This is a genomic window from Streptomyces bungoensis (assembly GCF_001514215.1).
Classification (GTDB): Bacteria; Actinomycetota; Actinomycetes; order Streptomycetales; family Streptomycetaceae; genus Streptomyces; species Streptomyces bungoensis.
The window spans coordinates 84,953-102,798 of sequence record NZ_KQ948857.1 but is presented as its reverse complement, the minus strand read 5'-3'; the positions used below and the strand labels follow the sequence as shown (position 1 = coordinate 102,798).

The 17,846-nt window shown below is 72.6% G+C and carries 23 protein-coding genes and 1 tRNA gene; 5 read left to right on the top strand and 19 right to left on the bottom strand.

The window, feature by feature from the left end:
* Window position 1: 1 nt before the first annotated feature.
* On the bottom strand, window positions 2–472 hold the full coding sequence (locus AQJ66_RS16630; protein WP_061921979.1) for a PPOX class F420-dependent oxidoreductase: 471 nt from the start codon (window positions 470–472) through the stop codon (window positions 2–4).
* Between the two features lie 230 nt (window positions 473–702).
* Here AQJ66_RS16630 and AQJ66_RS16625 point away from each other — a divergent pair, with 230 nt between their 5' ends.
* Window positions 703–1,365 (top strand): GAF and ANTAR domain-containing protein, encoded by a 663-nt coding sequence (locus AQJ66_RS16625; RefSeq protein WP_061921976.1) that lies wholly within the window; start codon window positions 703–705, stop codon window positions 1,363–1,365.
* On the opposite strand, the gene AQJ66_RS16620 is transcribed toward AQJ66_RS16625, so the two are convergent.
* From AQJ66_RS16620 to AQJ66_RS16610, 3 genes are all read right to left on the bottom strand, one after another.
* Window positions 1,366–2,187 carry a YceI family protein gene (locus tag AQJ66_RS16620; protein WP_061921973.1) on the bottom strand — a complete coding sequence of 274 codons (822 nt, stop codon included), beginning with the start codon at window positions 2,185–2,187 and terminating at the stop codon, window positions 1,366–1,368. It lies immediately after the preceding gene.
* A gap of 94 nt (window positions 2,188–2,281) precedes the next feature.
* Window positions 2,282–4,756, bottom strand: coding sequence for an MFS transporter (locus AQJ66_RS16615; protein ID WP_061921970.1), 2,475 nt, complete (start codon window positions 4,754–4,756; stop codon window positions 2,282–2,284).
* 87 nt (window positions 4,757–4,843) lie between these two features.
* Window positions 4,844–5,347 carry a MarR family winged helix-turn-helix transcriptional regulator gene (locus AQJ66_RS16610; RefSeq protein WP_061921967.1) on the bottom strand — a complete coding sequence of 168 codons (504 nt, stop codon included), beginning with the start codon at window positions 5,345–5,347 and terminating at the stop codon, window positions 4,844–4,846.
* A gap of 205 nt (window positions 5,348–5,552) precedes the next feature.
* Between AQJ66_RS16610 and AQJ66_RS16605 the strand changes: the two genes are divergently transcribed.
* Complete coding sequence (locus AQJ66_RS16605; protein WP_061921964.1) at window positions 5,553–5,750, top strand: hypothetical protein; 198 nt, start codon at window positions 5,553–5,555, stop codon at window positions 5,748–5,750.
* Here AQJ66_RS16605 and AQJ66_RS16600 read toward each other — a convergent pair.
* The 9 genes from AQJ66_RS16600 to AQJ66_RS16560 all read right to left on the bottom strand — a co-directional run bounded on the left by AQJ66_RS16600 (window position 5,743) and on the right by AQJ66_RS16560 (window position 11,120).
* The gene (locus AQJ66_RS16600; RefSeq protein WP_061921958.1) at window positions 5,743–6,039 is read right to left on the bottom strand and encodes a hypothetical protein; all 297 of its coding nucleotides are present in this window, start codon (window positions 6,037–6,039) and stop codon (window positions 5,743–5,745) included. The genes AQJ66_RS16605 and AQJ66_RS16600 overlap by 8 nt on opposite strands.
* A gap of 500 nt (window positions 6,040–6,539) precedes the next feature.
* Window positions 6,540–7,475, bottom strand: a complete 936-nt coding sequence (locus AQJ66_RS16595) for an RNA polymerase sigma factor SigF (RefSeq protein WP_061921955.1) — start codon at window positions 7,473–7,475, stop codon at window positions 6,540–6,542.
* 311 nt (window positions 7,476–7,786) lie between these two features.
* The gene (locus AQJ66_RS16590; RefSeq protein WP_079060264.1) at window positions 7,787–8,626 is read right to left on the bottom strand and encodes an RNA polymerase sigma factor SigF; all 840 of its coding nucleotides are present in this window, start codon (window positions 8,624–8,626) and stop codon (window positions 7,787–7,789) included.
* A gap of 168 nt (window positions 8,627–8,794) precedes the next feature.
* Window positions 8,795–9,088 (bottom strand): Dabb family protein, encoded by a 294-nt coding sequence (locus AQJ66_RS16585; RefSeq protein WP_061921949.1) that lies wholly within the window; start codon window positions 9,086–9,088, stop codon window positions 8,795–8,797.
* Window positions 9,089–9,114: 26 nt separating this feature from the next.
* Window positions 9,115–9,294: a hypothetical protein gene (locus AQJ66_RS16580; protein WP_061921946.1), complete on the bottom strand. Its 180-nt coding sequence runs from the start codon at window positions 9,292–9,294 to the stop codon at window positions 9,115–9,117.
* A 148-nt stretch (window positions 9,295–9,442) separates the two neighbouring features.
* Window positions 9,443–9,527, bottom strand: a tRNA-Ser gene (locus AQJ66_RS16575).
* 45 nt (window positions 9,528–9,572) lie between these two features.
* Window positions 9,573–10,004 carry a tRNA adenosine(34) deaminase TadA gene (tadA, locus tag AQJ66_RS16570; RefSeq protein ID WP_061921943.1) on the bottom strand — a complete coding sequence of 144 codons (432 nt, stop codon included), beginning with the start codon at window positions 10,002–10,004 and terminating at the stop codon, window positions 9,573–9,575.
* A 59-nt stretch (window positions 10,005–10,063) separates the two neighbouring features.
* Window positions 10,064–10,600, bottom strand: coding sequence for a tRNA adenosine deaminase-associated protein (locus tag AQJ66_RS16565; protein ID WP_061921940.1), 537 nt, complete (start codon window positions 10,598–10,600; stop codon window positions 10,064–10,066).
* 313 nt (window positions 10,601–10,913) lie between these two features.
* Entirely contained in the window at window positions 10,914–11,120 is a 207-nt protein-coding gene (locus AQJ66_RS16560) for a hypothetical protein (protein ID WP_061921937.1), read from the bottom strand.
* A gap of 111 nt (window positions 11,121–11,231) precedes the next feature.
* On the opposite strand from AQJ66_RS16560, the gene upp reads away from it, so the two are divergent.
* Window positions 11,232–11,867: a uracil phosphoribosyltransferase gene (gene upp, locus AQJ66_RS16555; RefSeq protein ID WP_061921934.1), complete on the top strand. Its 636-nt coding sequence runs from the start codon at window positions 11,232–11,234 to the stop codon at window positions 11,865–11,867.
* Window positions 11,868–11,879: 12 nt separating this feature from the next.
* Here upp and AQJ66_RS16550 read toward each other — a convergent pair whose 3' ends face one another.
* Window positions 11,880–12,515: a LytR C-terminal domain-containing protein gene (locus tag AQJ66_RS16550; RefSeq protein WP_244162842.1), complete on the bottom strand. Its 636-nt coding sequence runs from the start codon at window positions 12,513–12,515 to the stop codon at window positions 11,880–11,882.
* 99 nt (window positions 12,516–12,614) lie between these two features.
* On the bottom strand, window positions 12,615–12,911 hold the full coding sequence (locus AQJ66_RS16545) for a type II toxin-antitoxin system VapB family antitoxin (protein ID WP_004943146.1): 297 nt from the start codon (window positions 12,909–12,911) through the stop codon (window positions 12,615–12,617).
* A gap of 115 nt (window positions 12,912–13,026) precedes the next feature.
* Between AQJ66_RS16545 and AQJ66_RS16540 the strand changes: the two genes are divergently transcribed.
* A complete protein-coding gene (locus AQJ66_RS16540; protein ID WP_061921929.1) occupies window positions 13,027–14,565 on the top strand; it encodes a helicase HerA-like domain-containing protein in 1,539 nt (512 codons plus the stop codon).
* Window positions 14,566–14,585: 20 nt separating this feature from the next.
* On the opposite strand, the gene AQJ66_RS40635 is transcribed toward AQJ66_RS16540, so the two are convergent.
* From AQJ66_RS40635 to AQJ66_RS16525, 4 genes are all read right to left on the bottom strand, one after another.
* Window positions 14,586–14,711 carry a hypothetical protein gene (locus tag AQJ66_RS40635; RefSeq protein ID WP_279617325.1) on the bottom strand — a complete coding sequence of 42 codons (126 nt, stop codon included), beginning with the start codon at window positions 14,709–14,711 and terminating at the stop codon, window positions 14,586–14,588.
* Between the two features lie 56 nt (window positions 14,712–14,767).
* Entirely contained in the window at window positions 14,768–15,097 is a 330-nt protein-coding gene (locus tag AQJ66_RS39710; protein WP_063804048.1) for a hypothetical protein, read from the bottom strand.
* Window positions 15,098–15,191: 94 nt separating this feature from the next.
* Window positions 15,192–15,860, bottom strand: coding sequence for an HdeD family acid-resistance protein (locus tag AQJ66_RS16530; RefSeq protein WP_061921926.1), 669 nt, complete (start codon window positions 15,858–15,860; stop codon window positions 15,192–15,194).
* Window positions 15,861–15,921: 61 nt separating this feature from the next.
* Window positions 15,922–16,509, bottom strand: coding sequence for an HhH-GPD-type base excision DNA repair protein (locus tag AQJ66_RS16525; protein WP_061921923.1), 588 nt, complete (start codon window positions 16,507–16,509; stop codon window positions 15,922–15,924).
* 140 nt (window positions 16,510–16,649) lie between these two features.
* Here AQJ66_RS16525 and AQJ66_RS16520 point away from each other — a divergent pair.
* Window positions 16,650–17,846, top strand: a 1,197-nt coding sequence (locus AQJ66_RS16520) for a copper resistance CopC/CopD family protein (protein ID WP_244162841.1), incomplete at its 3' end; no start/stop codon positions are given.

Below are 17,846 nucleotides of genomic sequence, written 5' to 3'. Positions count from 1 at the left end.
TCTAGTCCCCCTCCACCAGCCGCGCCGGGAACCCGCCGGTCGCCACCGGACCCCACCGTTCGGGCGTCACCCGGATGATCGACTTTCCCTGCTTCAGCATCGCCTGCCGGTACTCGTCCCAGTCGGGGTGCTCCCCGGCGATGTTGCGGTAGTACTCCACCAGCGGCTCGACGGAGTCGGGGGTGTCGACGACCTCGGCGGTGCCGTCGATCTGGACCCAGGGGCCGTTCCAGTCGTCGCTCAGGACGATCAGGCTGACCCGGGGGTCCCGTTTGGCGTTGCGGGTCTTGGCGCGGTCGGGGTAGGTCGAGACGACGATCCGGCCGGAGTCGTCGACCCCGCACGTCAGCGGGGAACCCTGCGGGCCGCCGTCGGCGCGGCGGGTGAGCAGGATCGCGCGGTGGCGCGGCCGTACGAAGTCCAGCAGTTCGTCGAGCGAGACTCGGGTGTTCGTCGCGATGTTCGGTGCCATGGCCGCAGCCTAGGCCGAGCACGGCCCGTTCAGCCTGACCCTGCGGGGCTCAGGCTCCGGATCGGCACGCCCGGCGGAGCCCGGCCGGACATCACTTCACCACAATGGAGCAGCTAAAGTGCAGGTGTCCTGTGCTCGCAGTCGGGAATGTGCTGCGGAGCTCTCCTGAGCATGGCCGTACGGCCGTGCTGTCCGAGAGGTTCGTGGTGGCTACATCTGATTTCTCCGATGTGACGCGTTTCCCGGTGGGCCTCGATCTCGCCGAGGCGATCACGGTGGCGGCCCGTCAGCTGCACGAGAGCGGCAGCCCGCACGCCACGCTGCGCACCGCCGTCCAGCTGGCCGTGGACCTGCTGCCCGGCGCCGAGCACGCAGACATCTCCGAGCTGGAACGCGGCGAGAACCTGCGCATGGTGGCCTGGAGCGACGACCTGGTGCGCGACGCCAAGGCGCCGCACCTGCCGCACTGGGAGCGGCTGTGGACCTCGCCGGTGGTGCGGGTGGCGGACGACAGCGGGGTGAGCCAGGAGAGCCCGCTGTCCGGCACGGGGCTGCGCTCGGTGCTGTCGATGCGGCTGCGCGCGGACCGCCGCCGGCTGACCGTGCTGACGGCCTACTCCCGTGATCCGCACGCCTTCGACGAGTCCGCCACGCGGCTCGGCCGCATCCTGACCACCCACGTCAGCATCGCCCTGAACTCGGTGACCGTCCGGGAGCAGCTCACCGAGGCCATGCGCACCCGGGACCTGATCGGCCAGGCCACCGGCGTCCTCATGGAGCGCCTGGACATCGACGCGGCGGCGGCCTTCGAAAGCCTGGTCCGCGCCTCCCAGCGGGAGAACGTCAAACTGCGCGACCTGGCCCGGCGGATCGTGGGAGCGACCGACGCCTAGCTAGGCGGTGGGCAGTGAGTCGCCCTGCACCGCCTGGATGTCCAGTTCGACGCGCAGGGTCGTGCCGATGGCGGCGATGCCCGCCTGGAGGACCTGGTTGTAGTTCATCGCGAAGTCCTCGCGGTGCAGTTCGGCGGTCGCGCGGAACGCGGCGCGGGTGCCGCCCCACGGGTCGGCGCCGGTGCCGAGGTAGGCCAGGTCCAGGTCGACCGGGCGGACCACGCCGTGCATGGCCAGCTCGCCGTGCACGGTCCAGCGGTCCGGGCCGGCCTGGGTCAGTGCGCCGCTCCTGTAGGTGATCTCCGGGTACCGCTCGACGTCGAGGAAGTCCCCGGACTTCAGGTGCGTGTCGCGCATCCCGTTGCCGGTGTCGACGGACGCGGCCCGGATCACCGCCTCCACCCGGGACTTGGCGACGTCGTCGGGGGCGATCTCGATCGTCCCGCCGAACTCGGTGAACCGGCCGTGCACGCTGGAGATCCCCAGGTGCTGGGCGACGGCGGCGACGGAGGAGTGCGCCGGGTCGATGGTCCACGGCCCGGGCGGCGGCAGCTCGGTGCCTCCCTGCCGGGCCAGTGTCACCGTGCCCACCTCGGCCCGCCCGCTGGCGGTGACGATCGCGCTGGAGGCGGCGGGCGCGTACCCCACGGCGGTCACGATCACCGTGTACGCGCCCGGCGTCAGCTCGGTGGTGTCCCGCACGGCGCCCTCGGCGTCCGCCTCGGCCCGCAGCACCTGGGTCCCCGTCATGTCGGTCACCGTGACGACCGCGTGCGACACGGCCCATCCGTCCCGGGTGCGGATCCTCGCGGTCAGTCCCATCCCGTTTTCTCCCTGGAAAGCACTAAAAATCGGTCGTAAGGAGTCCGGCCCGTGGCGCGCGCACGAAGGGCGCGCGCCACGGGCCGGGGCCCTGCTACTCGCCGGGGTGGGCGAGCTCGATGTCGTGGCCGTCCACGCCGGTGCCGGAGACGGTCAGCGCGGTGGCGGCCGGCGGGTAGCCCGTCGCGATGACGGTGTACTCGCCGCTGTCCAGGTCGGTGAAGGCGTACGCCCCGTCCGACCCGGTGGTGGCGGTGCCGACCACGTTGCCCGCCTGGTCGACCAGCGTGACCCGGGCGTCGGCCAGCGGCCCGTGCGGTGCCCGGACGACACCCTGCAGCCGGGCGCCGGCGTCCAGGTCGACCTCGATCCGGGTGATGCCGGTGGTGGCCACCTCGACCGGCAGTGCGCGCGGCCGGAACCCGCTCGCGTTGACCGCGACGGTCACGGCGCCCGGCACCAGGTCGGTGAAGGAGAACTCGCCCTGCTCGCCGGTGGACGCGGTGGCCAGCAGGTCCCCGCGCACGTCGGTGACGATCACCATGGCGTCCTTGACCGGCAGCGCGCCCCCGGTCGCCCGGACGACGCCGGTGAGCCCGCTGGTGCCGCTGAGCAGGATGTCGTACGCCAGCGGTTCCTCGCCGACCACGACGGTGGAGGCCTGCGGCTGGTAGCCGTCGGCGGAGGCGATCAGCACGTAGGAGCCCGTGCCCGGGGCGCTGAGGCCGTAGGAGCCGTCGGCCTGGGCGACCGAGCGGCCCAGCTGGCGGCCGGAGAGCGAGATCAGGGTGACCGCGGCCCGCGGGACCGGGACGCCCTCGGCGCCGCGGACGAAGCCGTGCACCGGGGTGCCGCCGGCGGCGCCGGGCTCGGCGGCCGAGGCGAGGGCGGTCAGCTGCCGGGTGGCGGTGGCCGTGGCCGTGCCGGTGTGCTCCGCGGGAGCGGTGGCGGTGGTGGCGGCGGCCGGGACCTGGGCCTCGGCGGCCGGGGCCTGCGCCTCGGCGACGGCGGGGGCGGCGGCCGGGTCGACGACCGGGGCCTCGCCGTCGGCGGCCTGGGCGAGCGCGCCCTTGGTCTTCAGGGGGACCTCCTTGATGAACAGCGTGATCAGGAAGGCGATGGCGGCGAGGCCGCCGGCGATGAGGAAGACGTCGGCGATGCCGTGGCCGTAGGCGCTCTCCAGCAGCGTCCGGATCGGCTTCGGCAGCGCGTTCATGTCCGGGATGCTGTCGGTGGAGCCGGAACCGCCGGCCAGGGCCTTCTGGTACTTCGGGCTCAGGGTGGAGATGCCGTCGGTGACGTAGTGGGTGATCCGGCGGGCCATCACCGCGCCGAGGGCCGAGACGCCGACCGCACCGCCGAGGGAGCGGAAGAAGGTGACCGTGGAGCTGGCCGAGCCGAGGTCGGAGGGGGCCACCTGGTTCTGCGTGGCGAGGACCAGGTTCTGCATCATCATGCCGATGCCGAGACCCAGCAGGCCCATGAAGACGGCCATCTTCCAGTACGCGGTGTCGTACCGGATGCCGCCGAGCAGCACCAGGCCGGCCGTCACGAGCACACCACCGCTGACCAGCCAGGCCTTCCAGCGGCCGGTGCGGGTGATGAACTGCCCCGAGACGGTGGAGGAGACGAACAGGCCGCCGATCATCGGGATGGTCATGACGCCCGACATCGTCGGGGACTTGTCGCGGGCCAGCTGGAAGTACTGGCTGAAGAACACGGTGCCGGCGAACATCGCGACACCGACGAACAGCGAGGCGAGCGAGGCCAGCGTGATGGTGCGGTTGCGGAACAGGCGCAGCGGGATGATCGGCTCGGTGGCCTTGGCCTCGACCAGGACGAACAGCGCGCCGAGGACGACCGAGCCGCCCACCATCGCGTACGTCTGCCAGGACACCCAGTCGTACTTGTCACCGGCGAAGGTGACCCAGATCAGCAGCAGGGAGACGGCGGCGGAGATGAGGGTCGCGCCGCCCCAGTCGACCTTGACCTCCCGCTTGACCACGGGCAGGTGCAGGGTCTTCTGCAGCACGATCAGCGCGATGACGGCGAACGGGACACCGACGTAGAAGCACCAGCGCCAGCCCAGCCAGGAGGTGTCGGTGATGACACCGCCGAGCAGCGGGCCGCCGACGGTGGCGACGGCGAAGGTCGCACCCAGGTAGCCGGAGTAACGGCCGCGCTCACGCGGGGAGATCATCGCCGCCATGACGATCTGGGCCAGGGCCGACAGACCGCCGACGCCTATGCCCTGGAACACCCGGAAGGTGATGAGCATGCCGGGGTTCTGCGACAGGCCGGCCGCCATCGACGCGACGACGTAGATGATCAGCGCTACCTGGACGAGCGCCTTCTTGCTGTACAGGTCGGCGAGCTTGCCCCACAGGGGAGTGGCCGCGGTCATCGACAGCAGGGCGGCGGTGACCACCCAGGTGTAGGCGGACTGACCGCCGCCGAGGTCGCTGATGATGTGCGGCAGGGCGTTGGAGACGATCGTGGACGACAGGATCGCCACGAACATGCCGAGCAGGAGCCCGGACAGGGCCTCCATGATCTGCCGGTGCGTCATCGGGGCCTGACCTTGGCCTCCCCCGTGCTTGGCGTGAGCCCGCACACCGGCTGGTGTGGTCGTTGCCATGGGTGTGGCTTCCTTTTCTTACGTGCTTGCGGGTGTACGGGTGGTCTCTTCGAATACGGGGGCGGCCGCGGCGGCGTGCCGGGCCGGTACGGACCGGCAGTCGCCGAAGCTGGCGCGCAGGCGTGTCATCAGCCGGATGAGCTGGCCGACCTCGTCGTCGGTCCAGTCGCTCAGCCGCTCGGCGAGCAGGCGGCTCGTCCGCAGGGACAGCTCCTCGAGCTCCGTCAGGCCCGCGGGCGTCAGGCGCAGGATGCGCGAGCGCTTGTCCGCGGGGTCCGGGTGCCGCTCGATCCAGCCGCGCGCGGCGACGTGGGCGACATGGCGGCTGGTGACGGACATGTCCACGGAGAGCAGCTCGGCGAGCTTGCTCATGCGCATGTCGCCGTGGCGGCCGAGCAGGGTCAGCACGGCGGCCGAGCCGGCCGGGCAGTCGGGCGGCAGGATCCGCCCCATGTCCCGTTTCACGGCCCCGACGGCGCTGAGCTGGCGTGCCAGCTCCTCGTATTGCGCCTGCTCGGCCATCACACCTCCCGTATCAGTTGCTTGGGGCAACCATAAGTGCGGTTGGTTGCTGCAGGCAAACAAATCGGGGGTGGGTGGCGCAAAAAGTTGGCAAAGGCAAGTATTGCGACCGTAAACACGCTGGTCGTAGTGGCCGTCCGCACCCCGTCTGCCCCGGTGGACCCCCACTTGGGTCCCACCCCTGGATTCGCTAGGGTCTCGGGCCATGGCTAACACCCAGGGCCCCCAGGGCAATTACGACCCCGCAGGCAGCACCCAGATGTTCCGCGCGTTCGTCGAGGAGACGCCCCAGGGGCGGCAGCAGCAGGCAGCGGCCTCCTCCGGGCCCCGCATCGGCCTGATCGTCGGCATCGTCGTGGCCGTGGCGGTCGTCGCGGCGGTGGCCTGGCTGGCGCTCAAGTAGGCGCCCGGCAGGCGACTGCTCCCACCCGCCGTTCGTCCACGCGGACCGTCCAGGCGGGCTGCTCACGCGCGCCCGGCGGGATCGGCGCCGGCAGGTCCACGGCCGGCTCGGCCGTCTCCCGGTCGACGCCGAGCGCGCCGAAGGCGTACGTCCCGAAGGCCAGCGTGCCCGAACACGCCGCCGTACCGCCGGAGTCGTGGAAGCCGACGGGCACCGGCTCGCACCAGCGCCGGTCCGCGGGCTCGCCGGCGGGGGTGCCGCAGATAGGCGCGGCGGGTGCGGGGGGCATGGTCCGGGAGGGGCCGGTGCGAACGCCGGCTTCCCGGAGCCACCGCCCGCCGGGCTGATCGTCCCCGACCGCATCCTTCAGGAGTGGGGGACTCGCCCGCCGCTGTCTCCTCCGAGCCGTCGCCGCGGGCCGGACCGGCGCCGCTCGCCGACGGGTCGCCGCCCTGCCCGGTGAGGAACCGCCGCACCGGGCCGTACCGCCGCGTCCCGTGAGCGCGCTCGGGCCGTCACCCCGCGCCCCGTCGAGCGGTACCGGCGTCACCGGTGCCGCCGGTCCGACCGCCACGTAACCGCTGCCCGCGCACGCGGCCGTCACCCCGTCCAGGCGGACGACGGCCGCCGAAGCTGCCTCGACGGCGCCCCGGCGGCCACGGGTCCGGACCGGACCTGTCGTCGGTGTTCCCTTGTGCGGTTCCGCTCGCCCTCGCCGCCCCTGTCGCCCGCAACATCGGGCGAGTGCGGCTGTCGCTCCGTCAGGAGAGAACGGGCGGGACCGTACCGTCAGTCCGAGATGAGCCCCTCGCGCAGCTGGGCCAGGGTCCGGGTCAGCAGACGGGAGACGTGCATCTGGGAGATGCCGACCTCCTCGCCGATCTGCGACTGGGTCATGTTGGCGAAGAAGCGCAGCATGATGATCCGGCGCTCCCGGGGCGGGAGTTTGGCCAGCAGCGGCTTCAGGGACTCGCGGTACTCCACGCCCTCCAGCGCGGTGTCCTCGTAGCCGAGGCGGTCGGCCAGGGAGCCCTCGCCGCCGTCGTCCTCGGGGGCCGGGGAGTCGAGCGAGGAGGCGGTGTAGGCGTTGCCGACCGCGAGGCCGTCGACCACGTCCTCCTCGGAGACGCCGAGGACCGCGGCCAGCTCCGTCACCGTCGGGGAGCGGTCCAGCTTCTGGGACAGCTCGTCGCTGGCCTTGGTGAGGGCCAGGCGCAGCTCCTGCAGCCGTCGCGGGACGCGCACCGACCACGAGGTGTCGCGGAAGAACCGCTTGATCTCGCCCACGACCGTCGGCATCGCGAACGTCGGGAACTCCACGCCCCGTTCGCAGTCGAAGCGGTCGATCGCCTTGATCAGGCCGATGGTGCCGACCTGGACGATGTCCTCCATCGGCTCGTTGCGGGAGCGGAAGCGCGCCGCCGCGTACCGCACGAGCGGGAGGTTCAGCTCGATCAGGGTGTCCCGTACGTAGGCACGCTCGGGGCTGTCCTCGCCGAGTGCGGCCAGCCGCAGGAACAGGGAGCGGGACAGGGTGCGGGTGTCGATGTCCGCCGCGGCCGGCAGGGCCGGGGCAGCAGCGGCGGCCGGGTCGGCCGGGGACGGCACGGCGTCGAGGGCCGTGACGCCCTCGATGCCGTCGAGGACGTCGAGAGCGTCGAGCTCCCTGGGCGCTGCCTCGCTCGTGGGCGTGAGCACCTTCGAGCTGCCCTGGTCTGCGGACATGCCACCCCCTTTGGGTCGCGGGACGGTACGGCGACGCTGCCTTTCGAGCAACGCAGCCTCCACCTGAATACCGGTGCCGGAGGCCCGGCAAACGCTCTTCCCGCAGAATGTCACATGTCGGCAACACGCTGTAGTGACATGTCGACACGTGAGACGCGAATCGGCCCTGGAAAGAAGGGGTCTGACGGTATTTCGGGGCACAACTGTCGGTAAGAGCGCAGGTGCGCGATTCGCTCGCGACGGTTATGGCTCGATCGTGTATGCGAACGGCTGTGATCTGCTGTGTTCGGGAACGTGCTCCCGTGCGCCGGTCATGCCTCGATCCGATTCGCGGAACGCAGTCGCTGGAAGCTGCGCGCGAGCAGCCGGGAGACGTGCATCTGGGACACACCGAGTTCCGCGCTGATCTGGGACTGGGTGAGATTGCTGTAGTAGCGCAGCAGAAGGATTCTCTGTTCGCGTTCGGGGAGCTGGACGAGGAGATGGCGGACCAGGTCGCGGTGTTCCACCCCGTCCAGGGCCGGATCCTCGTAGCCGATCCGGTCCAGCAGGCCCGGCAGCCCGTCGCCCTCCTGCGCGGCCTCCAGGGAGGTGGCGTGGTACGACCGGCCCGCCTCGATGCAGGACAGGACCTCCTCCTCGCTGATCCGGAGCCGCTCGGCGATCTCCGCGGTCGAGGGGGAGCGCCCGAAGGCCGTGGTGAGGTCCTCGGTCGCGCTGTTGACCTGCACCCACAGCTCGTGCAGCCGGCGCGGCACGTGGACCGTGCGGACGTTGTCCCGGAAGTAGCGCTTGATCTCGCCGACGACGGTCGGCATCGCGAAGGTCGGGAACTGCACGCCCCGGTCGGGGTCGAAGCGGTCGATGGCGTTGATCAGACCGATGGTGCCGACCTGGACCACGTCCTCCATCGGCTCGTTGCGGGAGCGGAACCGGGCGGCCGCGTAGCGCACGAGGGGGAGATTGGCCTCGATCAGGGCCCCGCGCACCCGGTGGTGCTCCGGGGTGCCGGGGGTGAGTTCCTTCAGCTGGGCGAAGAGCACCTGGGTCAGGGCGCGGGTGTCGGCACCGCGTCGCTTCTCGGGAGCGGGTGCCTCCTCCTGGGGCGGCGCAGTACTGGCCGACACGGTCAACGCCACCTCTTCATCGATCAATCATCCGTCAAAAGCGGTCATAGCATCACAAGACATGTGCACTGTGTGCAAGCACCGCATAACCCCGTGTTGTCGTAAAACAGCGACAAGTTGAGGTCTGAGACGCAGGAAAGCCCCCCGCCGTTTCGGCGGAGGGCTCCCGGGGCGAGTGGCGCGGAAAGAGAATCAGAACGGGTAGTCGGCGATCACCCACGTGGCGAACTCCCGCCACATCGCGACACCGGCCTGATGGGCCGGATGCTCGAGGTAGCGCTTCAGGGCGTCCTCGTCCTCGACCGCCGAGTTGATGGCGAAGTCGTAGGCGATGGGCCGGTCGCTGACGTTCCAGCCGCACTCCCAGAAGCGCAGCTCCTCGATCTGGCCGCCGAGCGCCCGGAAGGCCTCGGCGCCCGCGACGACCCGCGGATCGTCGCGCTCGACCCCCTCGTCGAGGCGGAACAGGACCAGGTGGCGGATCATGGGCGTTCCCTCAGCTCTTCGCGCGGTCAGTTCTTCGCGCCGTCGACGATCCAGGTCATGAAGTCGCCGATCGCCTTGGCCGCGTCCGATATGCCCTCGAAGCCTATCTGCACGTAGTCGGCCGCTTTGGCCGGGTCCGTGATGATCACGTACAGCGCGAAGACCACGAGCGCGTACACGGCGATCTTCTTGGCGTTCACCGCCACCGCGGCCTCCCCTGTCCCTGTGCCCCCTGGGGCCCCTGCTGCCGGCGCGAGTGTAGCCGTTTCGTCTTCTTGTGCGACCGCCGGCCGGCTCCGGACCCTTCCCCTGAACGCCAGAAGGGCCCCGTCGCGTGACGGGGCCCTTCTTCAGCGGTAGCGGAGGGATTTGAACCCTCGGTGACTTGCGCCACACTCGCTTTCGAGGCGAGCTCCTTCGGCCGCTCGGACACGCTACCGAGGGAGACCTTACAGCACGGCGGGGCATGCTCAGAAATCGGTATTCAGCGGTCCCGGAAAAAGTCCGTGAGCAGCCGGGCGCAGTCCTCGGCGAGGACGTCCCCGACGACCTCCGGCCGGTGGTTGAGCCGCCGGTCCCGCACGACGTCCCACAGGGAGCCGGCCGCGCCCGCCTTGTCGTCCCGGGCGCCGTAGACCACCCGGTCCACCCGGGACTGCACGAGCGCGCCCGCGCACATCGTGCAGGGCTCCAGGGTGACCACCAGCGTGCAGCCGGTCAGCCGCCACCGGCCGAGCCGGGCCGCGGCCCGCCGGATCGCCAGCACCTCGGCGTGGGCCGTGGGGTCGCCGGTGGCCTCGCGCTCGTTGTGCCCGGCCGCGAGCAGCGTCGTACCGTCCGGCGCCAGCACGACGGCGCCGACGGGCACGTCGCCGCCCCGGAGGGCCAGTGCGGCCTCGTCCAGGGCGAGACGCATCGCGGGCCGCCAGCGCTCGCGGACCGGATCCGGTGGCCCCTGCGTCCTCTGCGGCGCGGTCAGCGGACGGTCTCCAGCACCTCCGAGGCGCCCAGGGCCTCGGCGATCGCGCTGAGGGCGTCGTCGGCGTCCAGGGAGCGCAGCTCCTTCTCGCCGATGCCCAGGTCGTCGAGGATCTCGCTGTCGCCGACCGGGCTGTGCGGCACCGCGTCGGCGGCGGAGCCGTCCTCGTCCTCGTCGTCGTCCTCGGACTCCCCGTCCTCGGTGCCGTCGAGGTCGAGGGCGTCCAGGTCCGGGCCGTCGTCGGCGCCGGGCTCCCGGCCCAGCAGCTCGTCGGTGAGCAGCAGCTCGCCGTACGCGCTGCGGGCGGCGGCGGCCGCGTCCGAGACGTAGATGCGAGGGTCGTCCTCGCCGTCCACGCGGACGACGCCGAACCAGGCGTCCTCCTGCTCGATCAGGACGAGCACCGTGTCCTCGTCGGGAGAGGCTTCCCGGGCCAGGTCGGCCAGATCCGACAGGGTCTCCACATCGTCCAGCTCCGTGTCGCTCGCTTCCCACCCGTCTTCGGTGCGCGCGAGCAGTGCGGCGAAGTACACCGTGACTCTCCCACTGGTCTGAGGCGTGCCGGTTGGGGGTTCCCCCGGCGGAGGTTCTCGGGTGGAGTCGGCTGAGGGCTCCGAGCCCCACCCACTCGGAATCGTGGCAGAAACAAGGCGTTCAGGGGACGTCTTCGGCTCCCTGTGTCCGGCCTTTTCGATCGTTCGTCCATGACCGAGCCACCAGCGCGCTCGTTGCCGCCACCTGCGGATCGTACGCGGGTTTTCCCCGCGCTCACGCATGCCCCACCCCCTCGGCGCGGGGCGGGGGCCGCCCGGTCCCGCCGGCCGCGTCGGCGGGCCGGTCCGCGCGCTACCAGCGGAAGGTTCGCATCCGCATGGCGTGGCGCAGCCGGGCCGCCTTGGCGCGCCGGGGCTGGACGCGCTCGCGCAGCGCCCGTGCCTCGGCGAGTTCACGCAGGAACCGGGCGCGGCGGCGCCGCCGCTCGGCTTCCGTCTCCGGCTGCTCGGGCCGCTTCGGCGTCGCGGCCCCGCCGTCATGGTCAGGCAGGTCAGGCACAGGTCACACCACCAGGTCACACCGCCCCGGGTTCGTCGTCCTCCCGCCTTCCCCGTACGGGCGGTTTGACGCGGGGGTGAGCCGTGCGCGGACGCGGTTACTGTTGAGGACATGCGTCTCCACGTCGTCGACCACCCCCTGGTCGCCCACAAGCTCACCACGCTGCGCGACCAGCGCACCGACTCCGCGACCTTCCGCCGGCTGGCCGACGAGCTGGTCACCCTGCTCGCCTACGAGGCCACGCGCGACGTGCGCACCGAGGCCGTCGACATCCGGACGCCGGTCGCGCGGACCACCGGCGTCAAGCTGGCCCGCCCCCGCCCGCTGGTCGTGCCGATCCTGCGGGCCGGTCTCGGCATGCTGGACGGCATGGTCCGGCTGCTGCCGACCGCCGAGGTGGGCTTCCTGGGCATGGTCCGCAACGAGGAGACGCTGCAGGCCTCCACGTACGCCTCGCGCATGCCGGAGGACCTCTCGGGCCGTCAGGTCTACGTGCTGGACCCGATGCTGGCCACGGGCGGCACGCTGGTCGCGGCCATCCAGGAGCTGATCAAGCGCGGTGCCGACGACGTGACCGCCGTGGTGCTGCTCGCCGCCCCGGAGGGCGTCGAGGTCATGGAGCGCGAGCTGGCCGGCACGCCGGTGACGGTGGTGACGGCGGCGGTCGACGACCGCCTCAACGAGAACGGCTACATCGTCCCCGGCCTCGGGGACGCGGGGGACCGGCTGTACGGCGCGGCGGAGTAACGCCTCCGGCGCTCAGCAGTCCTTCTTCGTCGTGGCGGCCGTCGGCTGCGGCGCGGTGAGTTTCGCCAGCGCCCGGTCGGCGGCCGCCTGCTGCGCCAGGTTCTTGAAGCCGTCGCCCAGGATCAGGTCGAGGTCGCCGCCCTTGCGGCCGTCGGTGCGCCGCTCGGCGCCGTCCAGCTGGGTGGCGAGCACCGGCAGCGAGGTGTTCAGCGCGGCGGCGGGGCCGAGGAGCAGCCCGGTGCCCTTCACCTTCTTGTCGTACTGCTTGGACGCGTTGCCCACGCTGCCGATCTTGAAGCCGCGCTTCTTCAGCGCGTCCGCGGTGCTCTTGGCGAGCCCGCCGCGCGTGGTGGCGTTGTAGACGTTCACGGTGATCAGGCCCGGCTTGGGCAGGGCCTCGTGCCGTACGGCGGTGCTCTCCTTCGTCCGGCAGTCCTTCTTGGACCCGGCCGCCGAGGTCTTCCCGCCGCCGCCGGTGAAGACGTCGACGAGCTGCAGCGTGCCCCAGCCGATCAGGCCGAGCGCGGCGACGGAGGCCACCGCGGCGACGGCGAGCCTGCCGCGCCGCCGGGGCGGGCGCATCCGGGGGTATTTGTCCCCCGTGATCCGGTACTTGCCGCCCATGCCCGGGGGAGTCAGCATGCTCATGTGCGCAGCGTAATGCGCCGGGGCGGCGATGCCTATCGGATGATCAGTTGATGCCCCTCAGGGGGGTCCGAAAGGGGCAAACGGCCCTGGCGTGCCGGGTCAGTCGAGCTCGAGCACGCGCGCGTGCAGCACCTGGCGCTGCTGGAGGGCGGCGCGGACCGCACGGTGGAGGCCGTCCTCCAGGTACAGGTCGCCCTGCCACTTCACGACGTGCGCGAAGAGGTCGCCGTAGAACGTCGAGTCCTCGGCCAGCAGGGTCTCCAGGTCGAGCTGCTGCTTGGTGGTCACGAGCTGATCGAGGCGGACCGGGCGCGGTGCGACGTCCGCCCACTGCCGGGTGCTCTCCCGGCCGTGGTCGGGGTACGGCCGGCCGTTTCCGATGCGCTTGAAGATCACACGGAAAGCCTACCGGTCGAGACGTTCCGGGCGCAGCCATGGCGCCGTAGTGCGACGCTGGAAAAGCCGTGGCGAATGGGTGGATACCCGGATCAAGCAGGGGCAGGGACCGAAGATGAGTGACAGCGAGACGCTCCCCGCCGGGGCCCGGGACATCGCCGCCGGGTACGCCTTCACCGGCCCCGCCCTCGAGCTCGGCGCCCTGCTCTGGGACGGCGAGTGCCACGCGGACGCCCCGGTCCGCATCCCGCTGTCCGTGCTCAACCGGCACGGCCTGGTCGCGGGCGCCACCGGTACCGGCAAGACCAAGACCCTGCAGCTGATCGCCGAGCAGCTCTCCGCGCAGGGCGTGCCGGTGTTCCTCGCGGACGTCAAGGGCGACCTGTCCGGCGTCGCGCGGCCCGGGCAGCCGGGCGACCGGGTCCGGCGGCGCGCCGGCGAGGTGGGGCAGCGGTGGGCGCCGGTCGGCTTCCCGGCCGAGTTCCTGGCCCTCGGCGGCCTCGGCCACGGCATCCCGGTCCGGGCCACCGTCACCAGCTTCGGCCCGGTGCTGCTGGCCAAGGTGCTCGAGCTGAACCGCACCCAGGAGCAGTCCCTCGGCCTGGTGTTCCACTACGCCGACACCAAGGGCCTGGAGCTGGTCGACCTCAAGGACCTCCGGGCCGTCGTCGCCTTCCTCACCTCCGACGAGGGAAAGGAGGAGCTGCGCGGCATCGGGGGGCTGTCCGCCGCCACGGCCGGGGTGATCCTGCGGTCCCTGACCGCGTTCGAGGCCCAGGGCATGGCGGACTTCTTCGGCGAGCCGGAGTTCGACACGGCCGACCTGCTGCGCACGGCGACCGACGGGCGCGGCGTCGTCTCGGTGCTCGAACTCCCCGCCGTCCAGGACAGACCGCGGCTGTTCTCGACCTTCCTGATGTGGCTGCTGGCCGACCTCTTCCACGACCTGCCCGAGATCGGCGACGTCGACAAGCCCCGCCTGGTGTTCTTCTTCGACGAGGCGCACCTGCTGTTCGACGACGCATCCAAGGCCTTCCTGGAGGCCGTCACGCAGACCGTGCGGCTCATTCGCTCGAAAGGAGTCGGGGTCTTCTTCGTGACGCAGAGCCCGAAGGACGTACCGTCCGACGTGCTCGGCCAGCTCGGCAACCGCGTGCAGCACGCCCTGCGGGCCTTCACCCCGGACGACCACAAGGCCCTGAAGGCCACGGTGAAGACCTTCCCGGACTCCGCCTACGACCTCGAGGAACTGCTCACCCGCCTGGGCACCGGGGAGGCCGTGGTGACCGTGCTCGGCGAGGAGGGCGCCCCGACCCCGGTCGCCGCGACCCGGCTGCGGGCGCCCGGGTCGCTGATGGGCCCGGTGGACGCGGACGGGCTGGAGCAGGCCGTGCGCGGCTCGGCGCTCTTCGGGCGTTATGCACAGGCTGTGGACCGCGAGTCGGCGTACGAGAAGCTGAGCGCCGCCCCGCGGCAGTCGCACGAGGAGGCCCCGCGAGCGGCCGGCGCGGGCGGCCGGCCGGAGGAGGAGCCCTCCCTGGTCGAACAGGTCGTCGGCAGCGGGGTGTTCAAGTCGCTGGCCCGCTCGGTCGGCACCCAGCTCGGCCGCGAGATCACCCGCTCCCTGTTCGGCACGGCCCGGCGGAGGCGGTAGCCGCCCCCGCCGGGCCCCGGTCAGCGGTCCCGCTCCTGCTCGGGCCGCTGCTGCTCCGGTTTCCGGTTCTCGGGTTCCTGCGTCGCGCCGCGCCGGGCCTCCGCGCGCAGCAGGGCGCGCAGGACGGCGTACGGGTCTGAGGGCATGGCTGTGTGTTCCTTGCGCTCGGGTACCGACTGGGCCGTACGGAAGCGGGCCGCTGTCAGCAGCGCAGGACCACCGTGCGCAGCAGCGGCACGGCATGCGGCGGCCGCGGCGGAGCGGGACACGGGCGCCCGGCCGGACGCCCGGGCGCCGGGCCGGGCAGGGGCGCGGGGCGCCGGGGTGGGTCCCCGCGGGGGGCGGCGTGCACGGCCGGCCAGGCGACCGCACCGGGAACCTCGTGCTCGTGCTCGGCCGCCCCGGCGGCGAAGGCCGGCACGGGCGCCGCCTGGGCCTGCACGTGGGCCCCGGGCACCAGCAGGGCGAGCAGCAGCACGAGCAGCCGGGGCCAGGCGCGGTGGCGCGGCGGGCGGCGCGGTGCGGTGCTCACGCCGGTCCCCTCCCCGCACCGGGCGCCGTACGCACCGTGCCGCCCGGCGAAACCGCCCGCTCGGCGTACCGCGGGGGCGGGGAGTGGACGCCGGTCACACCGTGTGCGGGACCTGCCGGGCACGGCCCCGGATGCCGAACGCCGTGACGATCTCGACGACGCCGACCACCACCAGCCACCAGCCGCCGACCAGCGTCAGCACGCCGATCGACGTGAACGGCGCGTCGATCAGCACGATCCCGGCGACTAACGTGACGATCCCGAGGAAGATCTGCCAGCCCCGCGCGGGCATCCGGGCGTCGTGCACGGCGGCCAGGGTCTGGGTGATGCCGCGGATCAGCCAGCCGATGCCGATCCACAGGGCCAGCAGCAGGATCGACTGCAAGGGCCCGCGGAAGCAGAACAGGCCCAGCAGGATCGACAGGGCGCCGCTGACGAACGCGAGCACGCGCAGCGAGGTCGCCCGGTGCGTGCCGAAGGCGGAGACCAGCTGGAAGACGCCGCTGACGACGAGATAGACGCCGAACAGGACGCCGGCGACGAGCAGGGAGGGGCCCGGCCAGACCAGCACCAGGACGCCCAGGACCAGGGACGCGAGACCGGTGCACAGGACGGCCTGCCAGGCGGCCCGGGACAGCGCGTGCAGCGGACCCTCGAACGGCGGTTCGGGCTCGTGGTGTCCCTGGGCCGGGTGGCCCGCGTGGACGCTCCGGTCGTCGTACTCGCGGCCCCAGGAGGGGCCGCCGCTGGGTGCCTCGGTCATGGTCCATGCTGGGAACGGACGCGCGGCGCCCGCCACCCGGGCGGGCCACCCGGCGTACGCGTCACCCGCCCTTGGCCGCCTTCGCCGCCGCCTTCGCCTCCTGCTTGTACGCGCGCACCCTGGCCAGCGACTCGGGTCCGGTGATGTCGGCGACCGAACGGAACGACTTCTCCTCGCCGTAGGCCCCGGCGGCCTCCCGCCACCCCTCGGGACGCACGCCGAGCTGCTTGCCGAGCAGCGCGAGGAAGATCTGCGCCTTCTGCTTGCCGAACCCCGGCAGGTCCTGCAGCCGCCTCAGCAGCTCCCGCCCGTCGCCGGCGTCCTTCCAGACCCGTTCGGCGTCGCCGTCGTAGTGCTCGGCCAGGTACTGGCACAGCTGCTGGATCCGCCGGGCCATCGAGCCCGGGTAGCGGTGCACGGCCGGCTTCTCGGAGAGCAGCGCGGCGAACGCCTCCGGGTCCATCGCCGCGATCTGCCCCGCGTCCAGGTCGTCGGCGCCCATCCGCCGGGCGATGGTCGCCGGCCCCTTGAACGCCCACTCCATCGGGATCTGCTGGTCCAGCAGCATCCCGGTCAGCGCGGCGAGCGGACTGCGCCCGAGCAGCGCGTCGGCCTCGGGGTCCTGGGCGAGGTGCAGGGTGACGTCCATACGGCCATGATCGCGCCACCGGGTGGCGGACGCAGCCGGGGCGCGGCCGCGGGCGGCGCGGGTCACCCGCGGAAGTGAGCGGCGCGGCCGATCCCCGCGTACGTATACGAGGAGCGGTGCGGCAGGGACGGAGGGGTGAGGTGCGCGACGACACCAGGTGGCTGCGGCGGACGGCCGTCCTGTGCGCGGGCCTGCTCCTGCTCCTGCTCGGCACGGCGGTCCCCGCCTCGGCCCACGCGGCCCTGCGCGGGACGGACCCGGCGGACGGCAGCGTCCTGCGGACGGCCCCCCGCCAGATCAGCCTGACCTTCACGGAGCCGGTCAGCCTGCTGACCGACTCGCTGCGCGTGTACGACCCCGGGAACCGCCGCCTGCGCACCGGCGGGGCCGGCCACGCCCCGGGCCGGTCCGACACCGTCCGCGTCCGGCTGCCGCACCGGCTCGGCACCGGCACGTACACCGTGGCCTGGCGGGTGGTCTCGGCGGACAGCCACCCGGTGTCCGGAGCGATCACCTTCTCGGTGGGCGAGCGCTCGGCGACGACGGTCGGCGCGACCCCGGACCGCACGGAGAACCCGGCCACCACGAGCCTCTACGGCATCGCCCGCTACCTCGCCTACCTGGCCGCCGCCCTCCTCCTCGGCACGGCCGTGTTCGTGGCGTACTGCCGCCCGCCCACCCGCGCCCACCTGCGCCGGCCGGCTCTGGCCGCCTGGTGGGCCCTGCTCGCCTCGACGGTCGTCCTCTTCCTTCTGCGCGCCCCGTACGAGGAGGGCACGTCGCCCGCGCAGGGCCTCGGGCTCTCCGTCCTCGGCCGCACGGCGACGACCCGCCCCGGCGCACTCCTCCTCGCCCGCCTGGCGCTGCTGGTCCTGCCGGTGGTCTGCGCACCGGTGCTGCGCCGATGGCACCGGCGCGTCCCCCGCGGTGCCGTCCGCACCGCCGCCGCGGCCCTCGCCACGGCGCTGGCGCTCACCTGGGCGGCCTCGGAACACGCCTCGGCGGGCCTCCAGGTCCCCCTGGCGATCGCCTCGACCGTCCTCCACCTGCTGGCGATGTCCGCCTGGCTCGGCGGCCTCGCCGCCCTGCTGACGACCCTGCGCCACGCGCCGGAGGGCCTGGCCGGCACGGTGACCCGCTTCTCCCGCCTGGCCTTCGCCTCGGTGACGGTCCTGGTGGTGACCGGCGTCTACCAGTCCTGGCGGGGCCTCGGCTCCTGGCAGGCGCTCACCGGCACGACGTACGGCCGCCTCCTGCTGGCCAAGCTGGCAGCGGTGACCCTGCTCCTCGCGGTGGCGTCCCGCTCCCGCCACTGGACGGCCCGCCTGGCGAGTCCC